13 protein-coding genes are annotated in these 17,519 nt (G+C 65.6%); 6 read left to right on the plus strand and 7 right to left on the minus strand.

Translation table 11 applies throughout. From position 1 onward, the window contains the following. Nucleotides 1-5: 5 nt before the first annotated feature. The 5 genes from IEQ11_RS13575 to IEQ11_RS13595 all read right to left on the minus strand — a co-directional run bounded on the left by IEQ11_RS13575 (nt 6) and on the right by IEQ11_RS13595 (nt 5,658). On the minus strand, nt 6-785 hold the full coding sequence (locus tag IEQ11_RS13575) for a porin family protein (RefSeq protein ID WP_036113218.1): 780 nt from the start codon (nt 783-785) through the stop codon (nt 6-8). Nucleotides 786-1,070: 285 nt separating this feature from the next. Beyond that, the gene (locus IEQ11_RS13580; protein WP_082124350.1) at nt 1,071-2,369 is read right to left on the minus strand and encodes a peptidoglycan-binding domain-containing protein; all 1,299 of its coding nucleotides are present in this window, start codon (nt 2,367-2,369) and stop codon (nt 1,071-1,073) included. Between the two features lie 77 nt (nt 2,370-2,446). Beyond that, nucleotides 2,447-3,196, minus strand: coding sequence for a hypothetical protein (locus IEQ11_RS13585; protein ID WP_191822962.1), 750 nt, complete (start codon nt 3,194-3,196; stop codon nt 2,447-2,449). A 711-nt stretch (nt 3,197-3,907) separates the two neighbouring features. Then, nucleotides 3,908-4,453: a response regulator transcription factor gene (locus IEQ11_RS13590; protein ID WP_046656770.1), complete on the minus strand. Its 546-nt coding sequence runs from the start codon at nt 4,451-4,453 to the stop codon at nt 3,908-3,910. Then, nucleotides 4,450-5,658, minus strand: a complete 1,209-nt coding sequence (locus tag IEQ11_RS13595) for an ATP-binding protein (protein WP_096414722.1) — start codon at nt 5,656-5,658, stop codon at nt 4,450-4,452. Before IEQ11_RS13595 ends, IEQ11_RS13590 begins: the two co-directional genes overlap by 4 nt. Nucleotides 5,659-5,866: 208 nt before the next feature. On the opposite strand from IEQ11_RS13595, the gene IEQ11_RS13600 reads away from it, so the two are divergent. Both IEQ11_RS13600 and IEQ11_RS13605 read left to right on the plus strand, forming a co-directional pair. Then, complete coding sequence (locus IEQ11_RS13600) at nt 5,867-6,265, plus strand: hypothetical protein (protein WP_191822961.1); 399 nt, start codon at nt 5,867-5,869, stop codon at nt 6,263-6,265. 381 nt (nt 6,266-6,646) lie between these two features. Next, nucleotides 6,647-7,051, plus strand: coding sequence for a hypothetical protein (locus tag IEQ11_RS13605; protein WP_036112928.1), 405 nt, complete (start codon nt 6,647-6,649; stop codon nt 7,049-7,051). Nucleotides 7,052-7,212: 161 nt separating this feature from the next. On the opposite strand, the gene IEQ11_RS13610 is transcribed toward IEQ11_RS13605, so the two are convergent. After that, entirely contained in the window at nt 7,213-9,987 is a 2,775-nt protein-coding gene (locus IEQ11_RS13610; RefSeq protein ID WP_191822960.1) for a TonB-dependent receptor plug domain-containing protein, read from the minus strand. A 478-nt stretch (nt 9,988-10,465) separates the two neighbouring features. On the opposite strand from IEQ11_RS13610, the gene IEQ11_RS13615 reads away from it, so the two are divergent. Further along, nucleotides 10,466-12,235: a DUF1800 domain-containing protein gene (locus tag IEQ11_RS13615; RefSeq protein WP_191822959.1), complete on the plus strand. Its 1,770-nt coding sequence runs from the start codon at nt 10,466-10,468 to the stop codon at nt 12,233-12,235. Between the two features lie 24 nt (nt 12,236-12,259). Further along, nucleotides 12,260-13,705, plus strand: a complete 1,446-nt coding sequence (locus IEQ11_RS13620) for a DUF1501 domain-containing protein (RefSeq protein WP_051547761.1) — start codon at nt 12,260-12,262, stop codon at nt 13,703-13,705. A gap of 756 nt (nt 13,706-14,461) precedes the next feature. On the opposite strand, the gene IEQ11_RS13625 is transcribed toward IEQ11_RS13620, so the two are convergent. Continuing rightward, nucleotides 14,462-15,379, minus strand: coding sequence for a LysR family transcriptional regulator (locus tag IEQ11_RS13625; protein ID WP_046656774.1), 918 nt, complete (start codon nt 15,377-15,379; stop codon nt 14,462-14,464). 157 nt (nt 15,380-15,536) lie between these two features. On the opposite strand from IEQ11_RS13625, the gene IEQ11_RS13630 reads away from it, so the two are divergent. Both IEQ11_RS13630 and IEQ11_RS13635 read left to right on the plus strand, forming a co-directional pair. After that, a complete protein-coding gene (locus IEQ11_RS13630) occupies nt 15,537-16,298 on the plus strand; it encodes an SDR family oxidoreductase (protein ID WP_191823913.1) in 762 nt (253 codons plus the stop codon). Between the two features lie 219 nt (nt 16,299-16,517). Further along, nucleotides 16,518-17,450, plus strand: a complete 933-nt coding sequence (locus tag IEQ11_RS13635; RefSeq protein WP_191823912.1) for an SDR family oxidoreductase — start codon at nt 16,518-16,520, stop codon at nt 17,448-17,450. Nucleotides 17,451-17,519: the final 69 nt, after the last annotated feature.

Here is a 17,519-nt window from a genome sequence, read left to right on the forward strand (position 1 = left end):
TGTGGTTACTGCGCGCTGGGCTGATACTGGTTTTCGGTCGCCACGTAGCGGTACTCGAGCGCATCGGCCGGGCCGAGCGTGCGCACCTTGCCGGCCGCGACGATCCGGGTGCCGCTCATCGCGACATGGATCAACGGCAGGTCGTCGCCATGCGGTTCGAAACTCAGCGCGCCGAAGCTGCGCGCGCACGGCTGCTGGTCGTCGTCTTCGTCGCAGCTGGCGCCGTTGTCTTCGCCGGCGGCGACGCTGCCCAGATAGGTCCAGTGGGTCGTGTTGGGATCGGTCAGGTCGGCCGGATCGAACGCGAACAGGTCGTACGCGTCCACGCGCACGCCGCCGCTCAGCGACCAGGTCGGCACCGCGAGCACGAACTTGCCGTCCGGGGTGTTGTAGGTCTGCGGCTTGCGCTTGTCGTCGATCGCGTTGCCGCGCTCGAACGCGCCGAACTTGCCGATCGAGAATTCGGCCATCTCGAAGCCCCACGAACGCGCCGCGCCGGGCTGCGCCAACGAGAACGTCGCCTGGCTCAGGGTTACCTGCGTGTCCGGGGTCGGATCGGCGTCCTTTTCCGCGTCGTTGTATTTTTCCGGGGTTTCGGCGACGAAACCGGTGTAGTAGCCGGCGCCGTCGAGTTCGAAGGCATGGCCGAACCAGAACGTGGCCACGCTGCCGTTCTCGATCTCGTACGAGTCCGAGCCGTCGCCGGCGATGTCGTGGATGGCGTTGATCACTTCGCCCGGTGTCGGCGGCGTCGCGGCGGAAAGCAGTTTGGCGATTTCAGACATGAAGAACATCCTGTTTTATGCGGTTTTTTGAACACCGCACGCATGGGTTGGCGAGGCTTCGACCAGCTCGGCATATGCCGGGCGCATCGTGGTCGGAACAACTCAAAGCCAGGCACGACGTGGGCGAGCGGTGCGGGCATCCGACGACGCGTAAGCGGCGGCGATGAAACCCGATGGATTCAGGCGAAGGTCGGAACGACGGATTCGAACGGCTGACAGGCCACGCGACGACGCGAACGTCGACGCGGCACGATCGGCTGCGCGCAGGCAGCGGAGCGTTCCGCGCTACGTGCCGAGGACCTTGCCGGGCTTGGGCTCTTGCGAGGCCTGAGCCGGTTGCGGCGCGTCCTGCTTGGCCTGGAAGGTCGATTGTTCGATCGGCTGACTCGCCGCCTGCGCCGTATTGGCGTGGACGCGAAGATGGCCGGGATCGTTCAAGGCGCCCTGGACCGCGAACAAGCCGGTGCCGTTGGCGGTCGGGACCACGTGATCGATCCTGTTCAGACCGCTCACCTTGGCCTCGTACGTCAACGTGCCCGCGGCGCGCTCGAGGTCTTCGCGATTCTTGAACGCCTGCGGGCCGAGTTTTTCCAGCCCTTCGACCGCGCCCTTGAACATGCCGTGATCCGGGTGCGCCGGACTCGACAGCAGCGGCGTGCGCTCGGCCTGCTTCAACGCATCGAGCGTCTTCGGGCCGGCAATGCCGTCTTCCTTCAAGCCATGGGCCTTCTGGAACGCCTGCACCGCTTCCTTGGTGCGATCGCCAAAATCGGCGTCCGCGCTCAACGCACGTCCGTGCGCATCGCGGTAGCCGAGCTTGTTGAGGCCTTCCTGCAGCGCGCGCACGTCCTGTCCGCGTTCGCCATGCTTGATCACGCCGTCGGCGGCCGCATTGGTGCGGGCCGGCGTGGGTTTGGCGTCGTCCGGGGCCTGGTTGAGGCTTTTCGGATCGCGCGTCATGTACTGGTTCAGACCATCGCGGTTGCGCGTGATGTCGTGCAGATAGTCGTAATTGCTGGTGCCGTTGGCGTCGCGGATCGCGCGGCCGCCGGTGACGGCCGCCTTGGCGCCGCCGTAGCCGGCGATGTGGCGGGCCTTGAGGAAACCGGCCACGGTTTCGGCCTTGTCGTCCTCATGCAGCACGCCGTCCTTGATCGCCTGGCGATAGGACTTGTCGCTGTTGATCTTGAAGGCCTTGTCCTGCAGATCGCCGGAGGCCTTGTACTTGTCCAGGCTCAGGCCGTCTTTCCAGTTATGGGAATCCTGGAGAAAACGCGACATGCCGCCGCTGCTCGCCCACTTCCACTCCGCCCCGCGCACTTTCTCGGGGTCGAAGCCGTCGTGTTTCATCGCAGCGTCGAGCTTGTGCTTGTCGACATAGCCGGCATCGGACAGCCAACCGGCTCCCGCCTGGTAGCGTCCTACATAGCCTTGCTTGTTGGTGATGGCCAGATCACCGCCGTTGCTTTCGGTCATAACCGTGGAAGCAACCAATCGTCGGGTCATCGCGGCATCCAAGCCGGCGATATTGCCCTGGTCGTACTCGTTGGCAGTGGCCACTGCCTTCTCTCGTCGATCAGCCATGACGCTGTCCTCTTGGATTGACGAAGTTATTGGGTTGTGTGGGTCTTGGGAGACCGCGTACCGCACCGCTTAGGGTCTTATGACTCCTTGCACCGCATCGAGGCGATCTTCTGCGTCGGGCGACTGGTGGTGAATTCGAAGGTCGTGGTGCCGGGGCCTTGATTGCCGCCGTCGTCCACATAGCCTTCAGCATACACGATTTTTGTGTTTGTCAAACTCAGCTTGAAGAACTGGTTGGCCTGGGTGTTTTCGGCCGTGGTGCCGTAATCGAGCTCGCATTGGCCCGCGATCGGCTCGACCGTGGCGCCCGGCCCGAACTGGCGCTGCAGCACCTGCTGGTAGTCCTCGTTGGCGTAGAACTTGACCAAGGTCACGGAACGGACCTGGTCGGCGCTGCCGTTCAAGGTCACCCCGACCTCGCCTTCGTTGGCCTGCTTGGTGCCGGCCTCGGCGCCGACCTTTCCGTCGGGCACCTCGACCACGCCGAAGCCCGCGAGCAGCAGATTGCCGCTGCGGTAGCGCGCGTTGTCGGGCGAATTGGAATCGGGATTGTCCTGCGGCGCGGGATCGCGCCACTGCACGCCGGCGGCGTGATCGAACGTCGACCAGGCCGCACCGTCTTTCGCGAGAAGTAGATCCAGTACACCTTCCAGCGGACTCATCTGCTGCTTTCCTTGCTGATCTGCGGCTGCCGGAGCGGCGGGAGACGGGGCCGTAGCGGCCGAAGAAGGCGCCGCGGCCGCGTCCGGTGCCTTATCCGGAGCTCGGCTACAGCCTACCACCAGCGACGTGGCGAGCATCAAGGCGAAATGCGCTGAGTACTTCATGGGGTCCTCGTGTGCGGAGCTGACTGCGTTGCTCGTACCTCAATAGCATAGACGCACGCGGTAGCGCTGGGTGAGACCGAAGGGCTTGGGTGGCATGCACGAGGCGTGAAGACGAAGCGTCGTTCGCAGCGCGCCTCGTCGGGCCGGTTGTCGTGGCCAACGGGCAGATCTGGCAAGACCGCGTTGTACTCATGAGCGCGGTATGTCGCATAGCTCCAGGCTGACATCGTGACTGCGGTAGCGCGGTCGCGGCTCGCGCCGCTCCTACAAGAATCACCCACCGCCACGTTACTGCAACGCAGCGACTGTAGGAGCGGCGCAAGCCGCGACCGCGCCACTACGCCGACGTCGCCAATCCGATGATCCCGGCGCAACCAGCATCACTACGATGCGATGTTCCGCGCGACGAGTTGAAGCGGCATCGACCTTGGTTTTTCGCACTGGGCACGCAAAAAAACGGCGAGCAAGGCTGTTCGTCGTCTATTTTTACTTCCTGATGCAGTGCTCTCAGTTCGTCATTCCCGCGAACGCGGGCTCCGCGTTACTTCGGCGGAGCCGAATATCCAGTGCCTTTGACGCCCTCGCACGAAAGTCGCTGGATTCCCGCGTTCGCGGGAATGACGGGCCTGGGAGGCATCACGCGAACTTGAAACATCCAGCAGTCAGACCGACCATCGCTCCCTACCCCAACCGCCCACTACCGGCCGTCTCCTACCCCGGCCGCTCCCGCACCGGCCGCTTAGCCAACCGCCGCTGCAAGGTCCGCCGATCCACACCGAGCACCCGCGCCGCAGCCGAAACGTTGCCTCCGCATTCGGCCAGCACCCGCTGCATGTGCTCCCAGCCTTGGCGACGCAGCGAGGGCGGATCGCTCGGCGGCTCCGGCGGCGGCGTTTCCGGCGCCGATTCGAAGGCTTGGGTGAGCGCGTCGATGTCGAACGGCTTGGGCAGATAATTCCAGGCGCCGCGACGCATCGCATCGACCGCGGTGGCGATGCTCGCGTAACCGGTCGCGAGCACGATCCGCGCCTGCGGACGGCGCGCGAGCAGATCCCGGATCAGCAGCAGTCCATTATCGGCGCCGAGCTTGAGGTCCAGCACGATGCCCTCGGCGGCGAAATCCTCCAGCGCCGCCAGGGCGCTGGCCGCGTCGTGGCGCGCCTGCACGCTGATGCCGCGCCGCTGCAACAAACGCGCCAGCACCTGGCAGAACGCCAGATCGTCGTCGATCAGCAGCATCTTGCCGGGCAGGCTCATGCCGGCAGTTCCACCAGCGGCAGATCGACCTCGGTCACGCAGCCGCCGCCTTCGCGTTCGACCTGGCGCATCCGGCCGCGGTTGCGTTCGATGCTGGCCTTGGAAATCATCAGGCCGATACCGAGCCCGGGGCCCTCACGCTCGCGCCGCGGCAACGCGGTGATGCGCGCCGGGCCCGCGCCGCGGTCGAGAATCGACACGATCAGCCAACCGTCGCGGACTTCAGTCGCGACTTCGACCGGTCCGTCGTGGCCGCGCCCGGCATTGGCGTCGGCGGCGTTGTTGATCAGATTGATCAGCGCCTGCGGCAAAGCGGCATCGACGCGGACCGCGCGATCGGCCGCGGCCGGCGTGAAGATCGCGCTGGCATTGGGCCGCAGCAGACGCCAGCGATCCACGCAGGCATGCACGAAGTCGTCGGCGGCTTCCACCGTGGCTTCGCCGGCCGCGCCGCGTCGCGCCATGTCGGCCAGGGCGCGCACGTGATCGCGGCAATGGGTCAGTTGCGAACGCAGCAGTTCGATGTCCTCGCGAGAGGGCGTCTGTTCGCTGCCGATCCAGTCGTCGACCAGCAGGCTCATCGTCGCCAGCGGCGTATTGAGTTCATGCGCGGTGCCGGCCGCGAGCGAGCCCAGCGCCGACAGCGATTCGTCGCGGATCGCGCGTTCGCGCGCTTCCGACAAGCGCCTGCGCTGATCGCGCACGATGGTCATGAACCGGCTCAGCACCACCACCATGATCCCGGCCGAAAGCAGGAAATTGACCCACATCCCGGTCACGTGCAGTTGGAAATCGCTGCCGTGCACATGCGGCAACGCGATGTGATGCCGCAGCAGCCAGGTGTACAAGGCCGCGGTCAGCACGGTCAGGCCGAGCATCGGCGCGATCTCCAGGCCGATCGCCGCGACCGCCACCGGCAGCAGGTACAGCGAGACGAACGGATTGGCCGGTCCGCCGGAGTAATACAGCAACGCCGTCAGCGCGAGCAGATCGACCAGCAACTGCAGGACCAGGGTGCGGGTGCCGGAGTCGCGATGACGCAGCCACCACAGATGGCTGACGAGGTTGAACGCCAGCAGCGCGCCGGAGATCGCCAGCAACGGACGCACCGGCACCGGCAGGTTCAAGCGCTCCACGACGAACACGACCGTGAGCATCTGCCCGGCCACCAACAGGTATCGCAGGTAGATCAGCAATTGCAGCACGGGGCCGTCCGTCAGGCGTGAGGGCACGATTATCGCACCCGCGCCGGGTCCGGCCCGCCGGTGTTGCGATGGCGGTCACGCCGGCCTGCGACATTCGGACGCAGCCGCGGTTTTCGCGGCGGTATTCTCGTTGCGCCAGGGTCGTCTGGCGATCACAGGAATGGATCTCATGGAATCGAAGATCATGCAAACAACACGATGGACTGTCATGAATGCCCTGCTGTGCGGCGCGCTGGGCCTCACCGCGCTCGGCACCAGCGCACCCGCGTCGGCGCAGCCGAATCCCACCGGCACGGTGCTGCACTGCTACGTCAGTCCGAACGATCAACCCATGCCGCCGGGCAATCTCGGCCGCTGCACCTCCTTCTATCCGAGCCCGCAGGGCTATGTGGCCGAGTTCGAAATCCGCAATCTGCCGGCCGGCAGCTACAGCTTCGTCTGGACCTCCGACCTGGGCGTGGTGCTGCCCTGCTCCACCGCGTATTGCAGTCAGCGCTATCGCGGCGACATGGCGGTGTTCGACTTCGTCACCGTGACGTATACCAACCTGGTTACCGGTGAGGTCAAGAGTCTCAGTCGCGGGGTCAGGATTGGTGGGCCGTTGTGAGGTTTGGGAATCGGTAATTGGTCAATGCGTGACATTGCCGCCTCGATGCCGCGCCAGGCATCCATGGTTTCAACTGTCTTCTTGTATCTAAAAAGCGGGCTCAGGCCCGCTTTTTTTGATGGCACGAATCACGCACGGCTTGCCACATCGGCATCGATCGAAACGCCAGGATCGGCTATTCATGCGCCTATCTTCGCGGCCGGACCTCGTAAGGCGCGGCCCATGCCACTGCGTTCCACGCGATCGCGACGCCTGTCAATTCCAACAGTTCGCGTGCCGCGCGACAGCCCGACGTTATCCTCGTCCGGCCAGATTCTTCTGGCGATCACAGGATCGGATCTCATGAAATCGAAGGTCATGAAAACAAACGGATGGACTCTCATGAACACCGCGCTGTGCGGCGCGCTCGCCCTTGCCGCGATCGGCTCCAGCGCAATCGCTCCCGCGGCCGCGCAATCGTTCCCGAGCGGGCCGGTATTGCACTGCTACATCAGTCCGAACGATCAACCGATGCCGCCGGGCAACTTCGGCCGCTGCGCGTCGTTCTCCCCGGGCCACAGCAGTTACCGCGCCGACTTCGAAATCCGCAATCTTCCGGCCGGCAGCTACACCTATGCGTGGACCACCGAGATGGGCCTGGTGCTGCCATGCAACACCTCGCGTTGCAGCGTGACCTACCGCGGCAACGCGCCGGTCTCCGACATCGTCAACGTGACCTACACCAACCAGGCCACCGGCGCGGCCAACACGCTCAGCCGCAGCGTGCAGATCAACGGGCCGCTGTAACCCGTCGCGGCGCCTTGCAAAGAAAAAGCGGGCATGCGCCCGCTTTTTCTTTGTATCTAACAACGTCAGGCTCCCTCTCCCGCTTGCGGGAGAGGGCTGGGGTGAGGGTCGGCGAGCGCGGTAAAACTGCCGAGCGCCACCCTCGCCGCTCCACCCATTCGTCAATTGAACTTGTAATTCGCCTCCAGCCAGAACTGGCGGCCGTACGGATCGTAGTTGCCGACCGGATAGAACGGCCAGCCGCCGCCGCTGCGATCGGCCGGCGGCCGCGAGTCGCGCAGGTTGTTGACGATCAGCGACACGCTGGCCTGATCGCTCAGGCGATACGACACGCTGCCGTTGTAGCGGGTGTACGGCGCGATGCGGCCGCTGCCGTCGCCGTTGGGCAAGCTGCCGTAACGCAGCGCGGTCAGGTTGCTGTTCCAGCGGCCGATGTTCCAGCCCAGGCTCGCGTTGACCTTGCTGCGCCAGTCGGTGTAGTCGAGCGAATTGCGCACGTCGATCTTGGGATCGTCGGAGAATTGCTGATAGTCGTGCTTGAGCACCAGGGTATAGCCCACACGCGTGTTGAAGTCGCCGAAACGGCCGGCGCTCCAGCGGAAATTGCTCTTCAGGTCGATGCCGTCGGTGCGTTCGGAGGCGGCGTTGATCGCGTTGATCAGCACGCGTCGCACCTGGTCGGGCTGCACCGGCGCATCGGAAGGATTGCGGATCACCCGGCTCAGCACATCCTGGCAGTTCGGCGAATTGATATCGCGCGGCTCGCCGCCGATGGTCTGGCCCAGGCGGCAATCGGCTTCCTCGCGCAGGATGCGGCTGCTGCTGAGGTTGGTGACCTGATCGTCGAGGCGGATGCTGTAGTAATCCACGGATACATCGAAATGATCCGACGGCGACCAGACGATGCCGAAGCCGTAGGACTTGCCGTTTTCCGGCTTCAGATTGGGGTTGCCGGCGCTGGTGTAATCGATCGACAGGCCCGAGTAATCGCAATCGTCGAAGTCCTGGCCGGCGGTGCGGCAGCGCCAGTAGTCGGTCATGCCCGGGTTATAGCCGCGGGTTTGCGCGGCGAAGATATAGTTCATGTCCGGCGCGCGGAAACTGGTCGCGGTGGTCGCGCGCAGCAGCAGGCTTTCGATCGGGCGGAATTCCAGGCCGACGTTCCAGGTCGCCTTGCCCGACTTGCGTCCGGCGAAACGGAAATCGTCGTAGCGCGCGGCGGCCGAAGCGGTCAATGTGCTGAAGATCGGCACGCTGATTTCGGCGCCGATCGCGTAACGGTCGCGTTCGCCCGAAGCGCTCACGCCCGCGGTGGTGTTCCAGAACGTGCCGTCGCCCAGACGCGGATCGGGCAGATTGCGATAGCCCTGGTTGCCCGCCTCGATCACGCCGGCGAAACCGACCGGACCGGCCGGCAGGTCGAACAACTCGCCGTTGACGGTGAAGCTCAGGTTCTGGATCCAGGCGGCGTTGTCGCTTTCGTAGAAGCCGGTCAGGCGCTGGTAATCGGCCGGGGTCAGCGGCGTGTACAGACGCGCCGGATCGGGGTTGTAGATGCCGATGCCGGACGCGGTCGTGCCCAGGCGCGGGCCGAGGTAGAACTCGTTGATGCCCGACAGGAACTGGCGACGCTTGGTCAGGTTCTGATAACGGCCGCGGTTGTAGGCCAGTTCGTAATCCCAGTCGGACTCGCCGAAACTGCCGCGCACGCCGGCGCTGAACGACCACGAGCGCTCGAGGAAGCGGTTGTTGTTGGCGTGCGCCGAACCGATTTCCTCCGGCGCGATGCGGCGGTACCAGATCTCGTTGAGGCCAGTGGCCTGGTTGAGGAAGTAGTTGTTGTCCGACGTCCAGCTCGGCGCGCGGGTATTGTTCTCGATGCTGGAAATGCCCAGTTGCAGATCGGCGAACACGTCGGTGCGATCGGACACATGCCAGGTCAGCGAGCCGTAGGCGTCGGCGTTCTTCTTCTGCGTCTGCACGGTCCAGAACGCCGGCGAGGCTTCGTTGCTGCCGCAGTACCAGCCCTGACGCGGGTTGTTGGCGCGGAAAGTGGAGCCGTGATACAGGCCGCCGAGATTGTCGCAGTTCGCACCCGGATCGATGTAACCGTTGGTGCGCGCGTTGCGGCGGAAACCGACCTGGGTCGGCGGCAGCGGATCGCCGGCCGGCTTGTCGAGCAGCGAATCCATGAAGTCGCGCTGATCGCCCCAGATCGCTTCGCGATGCGACAGCTCCAGGCCGTAGACCGCATCGATGCGGTCGTTGGAATAACCGCTGACCACTTGCAGGCGCTGGTTCTGGCCGCCGCCGGCCTCGGTGCCGCCGACGCGCAGATTGATGTCTGTGCCGTCGAACTTGTCCTGCAGGATGATGTTGACCACGCCGGCCACCGCATCGGAGCCGTACACCGCCGAGGCGCCGCCGGCCAACACTTCGATGCGCTTGATCAAGGCGCTGGGAATATTCGCCAGATTGACCACGTTGACCGAGCCTTCGTAGGCCAGCGGGTAATCGGCCAGGCGCCGGCCGTTGACCAGCACGAGGGTGTGATTGGGGCCGAATCCGCGCAGATTGATGGTATTGGCCGCGGGCGTGAAGGTGTTGCCGTAGTCCTCGCCCTGCACCGAGCCGGTGTTCTGGGTCAGCGCGCTGATCGCGTCGAACGCGCTGCGATAACCCTGCGCATCGATGTCCTGCTTGGTGATCACGGTGACCGGCGACGGCCCTTCCAAGGTCGCGCGCGGAATGCGCGAACCGGTCACCACGACCTGATCGAGCAAGGTCGCCGGCTGACCGTTGTCCGAAGCGGCCTGGGTCGGCGTGCGCTCCTTGGCGGTCTGCGCCTGAGCGACGGCGGAAGCGAGAAAGGCCGGCAGGGCCAGGGCGACGAAGACGGTCAACGGGCGGCGTCGCAGCCGTGGAGTGGCATGCATGAATATTCCTTCGAAAGGGGGAATTCGCGCCGGCGGGTTGTGATCCCCACGTCCGCCGTCGCGAGGTTGCACGCATCTTTGTTGCCCCGCAGCAAACGCAGAAATGAAGGCGCGGCATCTGCATATGGCGACGGGGCATTTGCGCTGCGCATGGCAGTCTGCCGAACACGCCGCAGCGGGCCTGTGCGCGCGGACACGAATCGCGGCGCGGGCGTGGACGCGACGCGCGCGCTCAAGCCGACACAATCGGCAAACCGACACAGTGCCTCGCTCGACTCGCGCGCACTGCCGGCGTGATCGCGCGCACGCACGACCCGGTATGCGCGGCCGCGAACGTGTCGCAGATGTAAACACCGCGTTGAGAACAGTGACGCAGCGCATGCCGATGCGCGGCGATCTGTGACGCAGCCGGGGCTTTGCCGCTTGCCGGCCGACATAAGCTCGCGCTCCCCGAGCCACCACAACAAAGGAGTGCGCCATGACCCGCTCCATGTCCGTTTCCGAACAAGCGGCGATCCGCAGTCATCTGTTGCAGCGCTATGGCGCGCTCGGCCGCGCCGTGCCGTCGACGGCCGCGCGCAGCAAGCTCGACAGCGCGCTGGACAGCGCGCGCGTGACCGCGCCCGATGCGCAGGCCTGGCCGGTGATGCCGTTGCCGCTGGACCTGCCGCGTCCGTCGCTGGCGATCCGCGTGCTGGGCAATCTGAGTTACGGCGCCACGCCGCAATCGATCGCCGAATTCAACGCGCTCGGCAGCACCGATGCGCAACGCCTGGCCAACTACGTCGACTGGCAGCTCGACTGGGCCGCGATCGACGACAGCGCGGTCGAAACCCGTCTGACCAACGCCGGCTACACCACCCTGGGCAAATCGCTGACCCAGCTGTGGAACGATCACGTCAAGGCCGATCCCACCTATGACGTGCGCATGCGTCCGGCCTGGGAATCGCAGCGCGCGGCGCTGGTGCGCGCGGTCTATTCCAAGCGCCAACTGCGCGAGATCATGGTCAATTTCTGGCACGACCATTTCAACGTCACCGCCAGCGATTACGATGCCGGCCCGGTGTACGTGAGCTATCAGCGCGACGTGCTGCGGCCGCAGGCGTTCGGCAATTTCCGGGTCATGCTCGAGGAAGTCGCCAAGAGCACTTCGATGCTCTACTACCTCGACAACGCATCGAACACCCGCGCCGGCCCGAACGAGAATTTCGCCCGCGAATTGCTGGAACTGCACACCCTCGGCGCCGAGCATTACCTGGGTTTCATGGACCCGTTCCAGGTGCCGCCCGATGCCGAAGACCCGAGCTATCCGGCCGGTTACACCGATATCGACGTGTACGAGACCGCGTCGGCCTTCACCGGCTGGTCGGTCAAGAACGGGCATTGGCAGTATCCGGCCGAGAACGACGGCAACTTCGTCTACCGTCAGGCCTGGCACGACGCCGGTCCGAAATTCCTGCTCGGCCGCATGCTCTATCCCGAGCAGCCGGCGTTGAAGGACGGGCGCGACGTGCTTGATCGCCTCGCCAGCCATCCGGGCGTGGCGCGCTTCATCTGCAAGAAAATCATTCGCCGCTTCGTCAGCGATACGCCCGATCCGGCATTGGTCACCAGCGCGGCGACGATCTTCCGGCAGAACTGGCGCGCGGCCAATCAGATCGAACTGACCCTGCGGCATATCCTCACTTCGACCGCGTTCGCGCAGACCTGGGGCGCGAAATCGCGGCGGCCGTTCGAAGCGGTGGCCGCGGCGATGCGCGCGCTCGGCAGCGACTGGACGCTCAACGTCGGCACCGCGAAGAGCGACGAATTCGCCTGGCGCATGGGCTTCACCGGCCATGCGCCGTACGACTGGCCGGCGCCGAACGGCTATCCGGACACGCAACAGGCATGGTCGGGTTCGAGCAGTTACGCGATGACCTGGAAGATCCTCAACTGGCTGACCGAAACCAGCGACAACGCCGTGCCGCTGGCGCCGATCCTGGCGACCACGCGCGCGCAGGTGCCGTCGTGGACCGCGACCAAGCTGGTCGACTTCTGGTGTCAGCGCATCCTCGGCTACGCGCCGACCGCGGCGCGGCGCCAGACCCTGATCGCCTTCATGGCCCAGAACGGCGACCCTGCCAGCTACGTGATCACCGACACCAACACCTGGGCCGCGACCGATCTCAAGCGGCACTACAACCAGGAACGTCTGCGCAGCATGGTCTCGCTGATCCTGATGTCGCCCGAATTCCTCAGCCGCTAGCCGTAACTCAGCCAGGACGCCGACATGACCCTGACCCGACGCGAATTCCTCAAGGGTACTTGCGCCACCGCCGCCGCAGGCGCGGTGGGCGGACCCGCCCTGCTGTTCGCCGATTCCGCCATCGCCGCGCCCAACGGCCACGACACCGTCGTGCATCTGTTCCTACGCGGCGGCCTGGACGGCCTCAACCTGGTGGTGCCGATCGACGGCGCCGACCGCGGTTTCTACGAGCAGGCGCGGCCGAACCTGGCGATCGCCGCGACCGGCGCCTACGGCGCGCTGCCGCTGACCCTCGCCAGCGGCGCGGGCACCGGCTTCGGCCTGCATCCGTCCGCGAGCGGCCTGCGCGATCTGTGGAACGCCGGGCATCTGGGCATCGTGCATGCCTGCGGCCTGTTGACCAGCGTCACCCGCAGCCACTTCGACGCGCAGTTGTACATCGACCTGGGTACGCCCGGACAACAGGGCATCGGCAGCGGCTGGCTCGCGCGCGCGATGAACACTCAGCCGAATTTGAACGGCGCGGAGAAATTGCCGGCGCTCGGCGTCGGCGCGCGCCAACCGGTCGGATTGCTCGCCTCGGTGCAGGCATTGACCATGGCCAGTCCGTCGGACTTCGCGCTCAATGCAGGCGCCTGGTCGTGGCAGACCGTGCGCGCGGGCGCGCCGACCGGATTCGCCGGCGTCAACGAAACCCTGGCCGCGTTGTGGAACGGCAGCACCGCGCTGGAACTGGGCGGACAACGCGCCGATCGCGCCTTGAAGGTGATCGCGCAGCAGACGTACAGCGCGCCGCCGACCGGCTGGCCGACCGGCGCCTTCGCGCAGCAGATGTGGACGATCGCGCAATCCATCCAGTTCAACCTGGGCCTGCATTACGCGACGCTCGATCTGGGCGGCTGGGACACCCATGACGGCCAGGGCACGGCCGGCAGCGGCTATCACTACTACCAGAACAAGATCGCCGAACTGTCGCAGGCGTTGTCGGCGTTCTACGCCGCGCTCGACGCCAGCGGCCACGCCGGACGCGTGACCGTGGTGGTGCAGTCCGAATTCGGCCGGCGCGTGCGCGCCAACGCCAACGGCGGCACCGACCATGGCTACGGCAATCCGGTGCTGGTCCTGGGCGGCGCGGTCAACGGCCGGCGTTTCTACGGTTCGTGGTCGGGCCTGGACCCGGAGATCCTGTCGCCGCATTTCGGCGACGTGCCGGTGACCACCGACCACCGCCGGGTGCTGTCTGAGATTCTGGTCAAACGCATGGGCAATGCGAATCTGTCGACGGTATTCCCGGGCTATAGCGGCTATGCGCCGTTGGGGATCGTGCGCGATTTCGGCGCGGTGGCCAAGCCGATGCCGGGCATCTCGACGGAGTTGCGGGCGCGTTCGGCGATGGCGGCGCAGCCGCGGGTGGAGGATCCGGATTTGCTGGAGCGGTTGATGCGGTATATGCGCGAGTTGGTGGACTGACGTCCAGCGCGACTGGTGCGAGGCCTAAGCTTGGGCTTGGGCTTGGGCTTTGGCTTTAGCTTTGGCTTCGCTTTAAGCCACGTTTCGCGCATCACATCCAGCGCTGCGAGTCAGAGAACTCGCGTTGACAAAAGCACACCCGAAGGGCGGCGTGCAGGATGCACGCCGTGCGCCACCGGGACAAGGATGTCCCGTGTGGCGCATGCCTGCGTCTGCACCGATCGCGCGGGCTCTTGATTCACAAAAAAGCGTTTTTCTTTGGTTACCTTTCTTTTGTCGCTTTTGACAAAAGAAAGTAACTCGGCCGCTTGCGGACGAAAGCTGTTGATCTTGCCTTTGGCTTCAACAGCTCTAGAGCTTCAAAGCTTTGAAGCCTTTAAAGCTGCAAGCAGGATCAAAAGCGTTCCGCCGCTGAAGCGGCGGGTCACTTTCTTTTGTCTAAAGCAACAAAAGAAAGGTAACCAAAGAAAAATGCTTTTTTGTGAGTCAAGGGCCCGCAAGATCGTTGCAGACGCGGGCATGCGCCACACGGGACATCCTGTCCCGGTGGCGCACGGCGCACATCCATGTGCGCCGCCCTTCGGGTGTGCTTTTGTCAACGCGAGTTCTCTGCCTCGCAGCGCTGGAGGTGAGGTAGGAAATCGGGGCTTAAGCCAAAGCAGTAGCCACAGGCAAAGGCAAAGGCAAAGGCGAAACCAGATGAAGTGGACGCGCGATGGCGATCCTCTTCACCGCGATGCCACCACTCACCAGCGACTACGCCACCGCCGCGGAACCCCCAAACTTGTCCGCAAACACCCCCGACACCCAATCCACGAACACCCTCACCCGCGGCGACAACTGCCGATGCTGCGGATACAACACCGACACCGGCACCCCCGGGCTCGCGAATTCGCTCAACACCTCGATCAAACGCCCATCGCGCAGATAGGTTTCCACACCGTGCCGCGGCAACTGGATCAGGCCGCAACCGCGCAGCGCCGCGGCGGTGTAGCAGGCGGCGTCGTTGACGCTGATCCATGAGCTGAGTTGATACTCGCGCAATTGCCCGTCCACGGTCAGTTCGAACGGATAACGCAGATCGCGGTTGCTGGCGAAAAAACCGACCGCCTGATGCGCCGACAAGTCGTCGGGATGCCGCGGCGTGCCGAAGTTCTGCAGATACTCGGGGCTCGCGCACACCACTTCGGGCATCGTCGCCAGACGCTTGGCGATCAGCGAGGAATCGCGCGGGTTGCCCGAACGCACCACGCAGTCGATGCCCTCCCGGACCAAGTCGACCAGGCGATCGCCGCTGCTGATCACCAGGTCGATGTGCGGATAGCGCGCGCGGAATTCGTTGATGCGCGGCAGAATGATGCCGGTCGCGTGGGTGCCGTGCAGGTCCAGGCGCAGGCTGCCGCGCGGGTTGCTCGCGAGCGAGCGCAGCGCCGACTCGGCGTCGTCGAGTTCGGCCAGCACGTGCATGCAGCGTTCGTAATAGGCCTGCCCGTCCAGGGTCGGGCGCACCTGACGCGTGGTGCGTTCGAGCAGGCGCACGCCCAGGCGGGCCTCCAGTTCCTTGATCGCATGGGTCGCGGTGGCGCGCGGCAGGTCCAGCACCGCCGCGGCGCGGGTGAAGCTGCCCAGTTCGACGATGCGGGTGAACAGGCGCAAGGCTTCGAAACGGTCCATGACGGCTCCCGGGCCGCCCATCCGGCAGCCATTGTTGGCAATTATTGAATTGTATTGCCAATACAGCCTGATTTATCCAGACACGCGCAACCTGCAAACTGTCTCCACCGCGGAACCCCTGGCATCCCGCCAGCGCCGCCCGACCTGGAGAGCCGTCATGACCCCTCAATCGTCCACTCAAGCCGTGACCCCGAAGGCCGCCTTGGTCACCGGCGCCTCGCGCGGCATCGGCCGCGCCATCGCCCTGCGTCTGGCCGCCGACGGCTATGCGGTAGTGGTCAACTACGCCGGCAACGCGGCCTCGGCCGATGCGGTGGTCGCGCAGATCGAAGCCAACGGCGGCCAGGCCATCGCCGCCCAGGGCGACGTCGCCGATCCGGCCGACATGCAGCGGGTGTTCGAGCTCGCGCTGCACACCTACGGCCGCCTCGACGCGGTGGTCAACAGCGCCGGCGTGATGCCGTACGTACCGATCGCCGGCGGCGACCTGGGCGAATTCGACCGCGTCATCCACACCAACCTGCGCGGCAGTTTCATCGTGCTCGGTCTGGCCGCGCAGCACCTGAGCGACGGCGGCCGCATCGTCGCGCTGTCGACCAGCGTGATCGGCAAGGCGTTTCCGAACTACGGGCCGTACATCGCGTCCAAGGCCGGCGTCGAAGGCCTGGTCCACGTGCTCGCCAACGAACTGCGCGGCCGCAACATCACCGTCAACGCGGTCGCGCCCGGCCCGGTCGGCACCGAGCTGTTCTTCAACGGCAAGACCGAGGAACAGATCGCCCATTTCGTCAGCCTCGCTCCGCTCGAACGCCTCGGCCAGCCCGAGGAAATCGCCTCGGCGGTGGCGTTCCTGACCGGCCCCGACGGCAGCTGGGTCAACTCGCAGGTGCTGCGGGTCAACGGCGGCTACGTGTTCTGATCGATCTGGCCCATCGGCGTTCGCATGCGCGTGGATGCGTGCGGACCCGTCTTCGCGCATCGCTTCGTGATCGATCGATGTGGCAAACCATCGACACCACGCGCGGCCGCGATCCGAAAGCCGCCATCGCAGTATCCGGCGCCGCATTCGCCACGCCGCCCTCGCCTTCCGATCCCTCATCCCGGACGTCTTCGCGACGTCCGTCAGCGGAGCATTGCCATGAACCAGCAGCAGATCGTCCTCATCACCGGCGCCTCCAGCGGTTTCGGCGCCCTCGCCGCGCGCGCCCTCGCCCGCGCCGGCCACACCGTCTACGCCAGCATGCGCGAAACCACTGGCCGCAATGCCGCCCAGGTCGAAGCGGCGCATCGCTACGCCGACGACCATCGGGTCGACCTGCGCACGCTCGAACTCGACATCGCCTCGCAGGCCTCGGCCGATGCCGCGATCGCGCAGTTGATCGCCGCGCACGGCCGCCTCGACGTGCTGATCCATAACGCCGGGCACATGGTGTTCGGCCCGGCCGAAGCGTTCACGCCCGAACAGTTCGCCCAGCTCTACGACAGCAACGTGATCGGCGCGCAGCGGGTCAACCGCGCCGCGTTGCCGCAGATGCGCGCGCAGCGTCGCGGCCTGTTGCTGTGGGTGTCGAGCAGCAGCAGCCGTGGCGGCACGCCGCCGTACCTGGCGCCGTACTTCGCCGCCAAGGCGGCGATGGATTCGCTCGCGGTCAGCTATGCCGGCGAGCTCGCGCGCTGGGGCATCGAAAGCTCGATCGTCGTGCCCGGCGCCTTCACCTCGGGCACCAACCACTTCGCCCACGCCGGCACGCCCGCCGACAGCGCGCGGCTGGCCGATTACGACACCGGCCCGACCGCCGGGTTCGGCGAGGAAATCCTGCGCAAGCTCGCGGGCAGCGTGCCCGAGGACGCCGACGTGGCGAGCGTGGCCGATGCGATCGTCGCGATCGTCGGCGCGCCTTACGGCCGTCGACCGTTCCGTGTCCATATCGATCCGGCCAGCGATGGCGCGGAGGTGGTCAACGCGGTGGGCGATCGGGTTCGCGCGGAATTTCTGCGCAGGGTTGGGCTGGGCGACTTGCTTGCGCCGCGGATGGATCGGGCTGCGGATGCGGATTTCGACGCAACGTGACGTACGCCGTTATCGCAGTCTGCATTTCCCGCCGCGATTGCCGTTGCCTCAAATCTTTGGCTTTGGCTT

Origin of the sequence: Lysobacter capsici (genome assembly GCF_014779555.2) — a bacterium.
GTDB lineage: Bacteria > Pseudomonadota > Gammaproteobacteria > Xanthomonadales > Xanthomonadaceae > Lysobacter > Lysobacter capsici.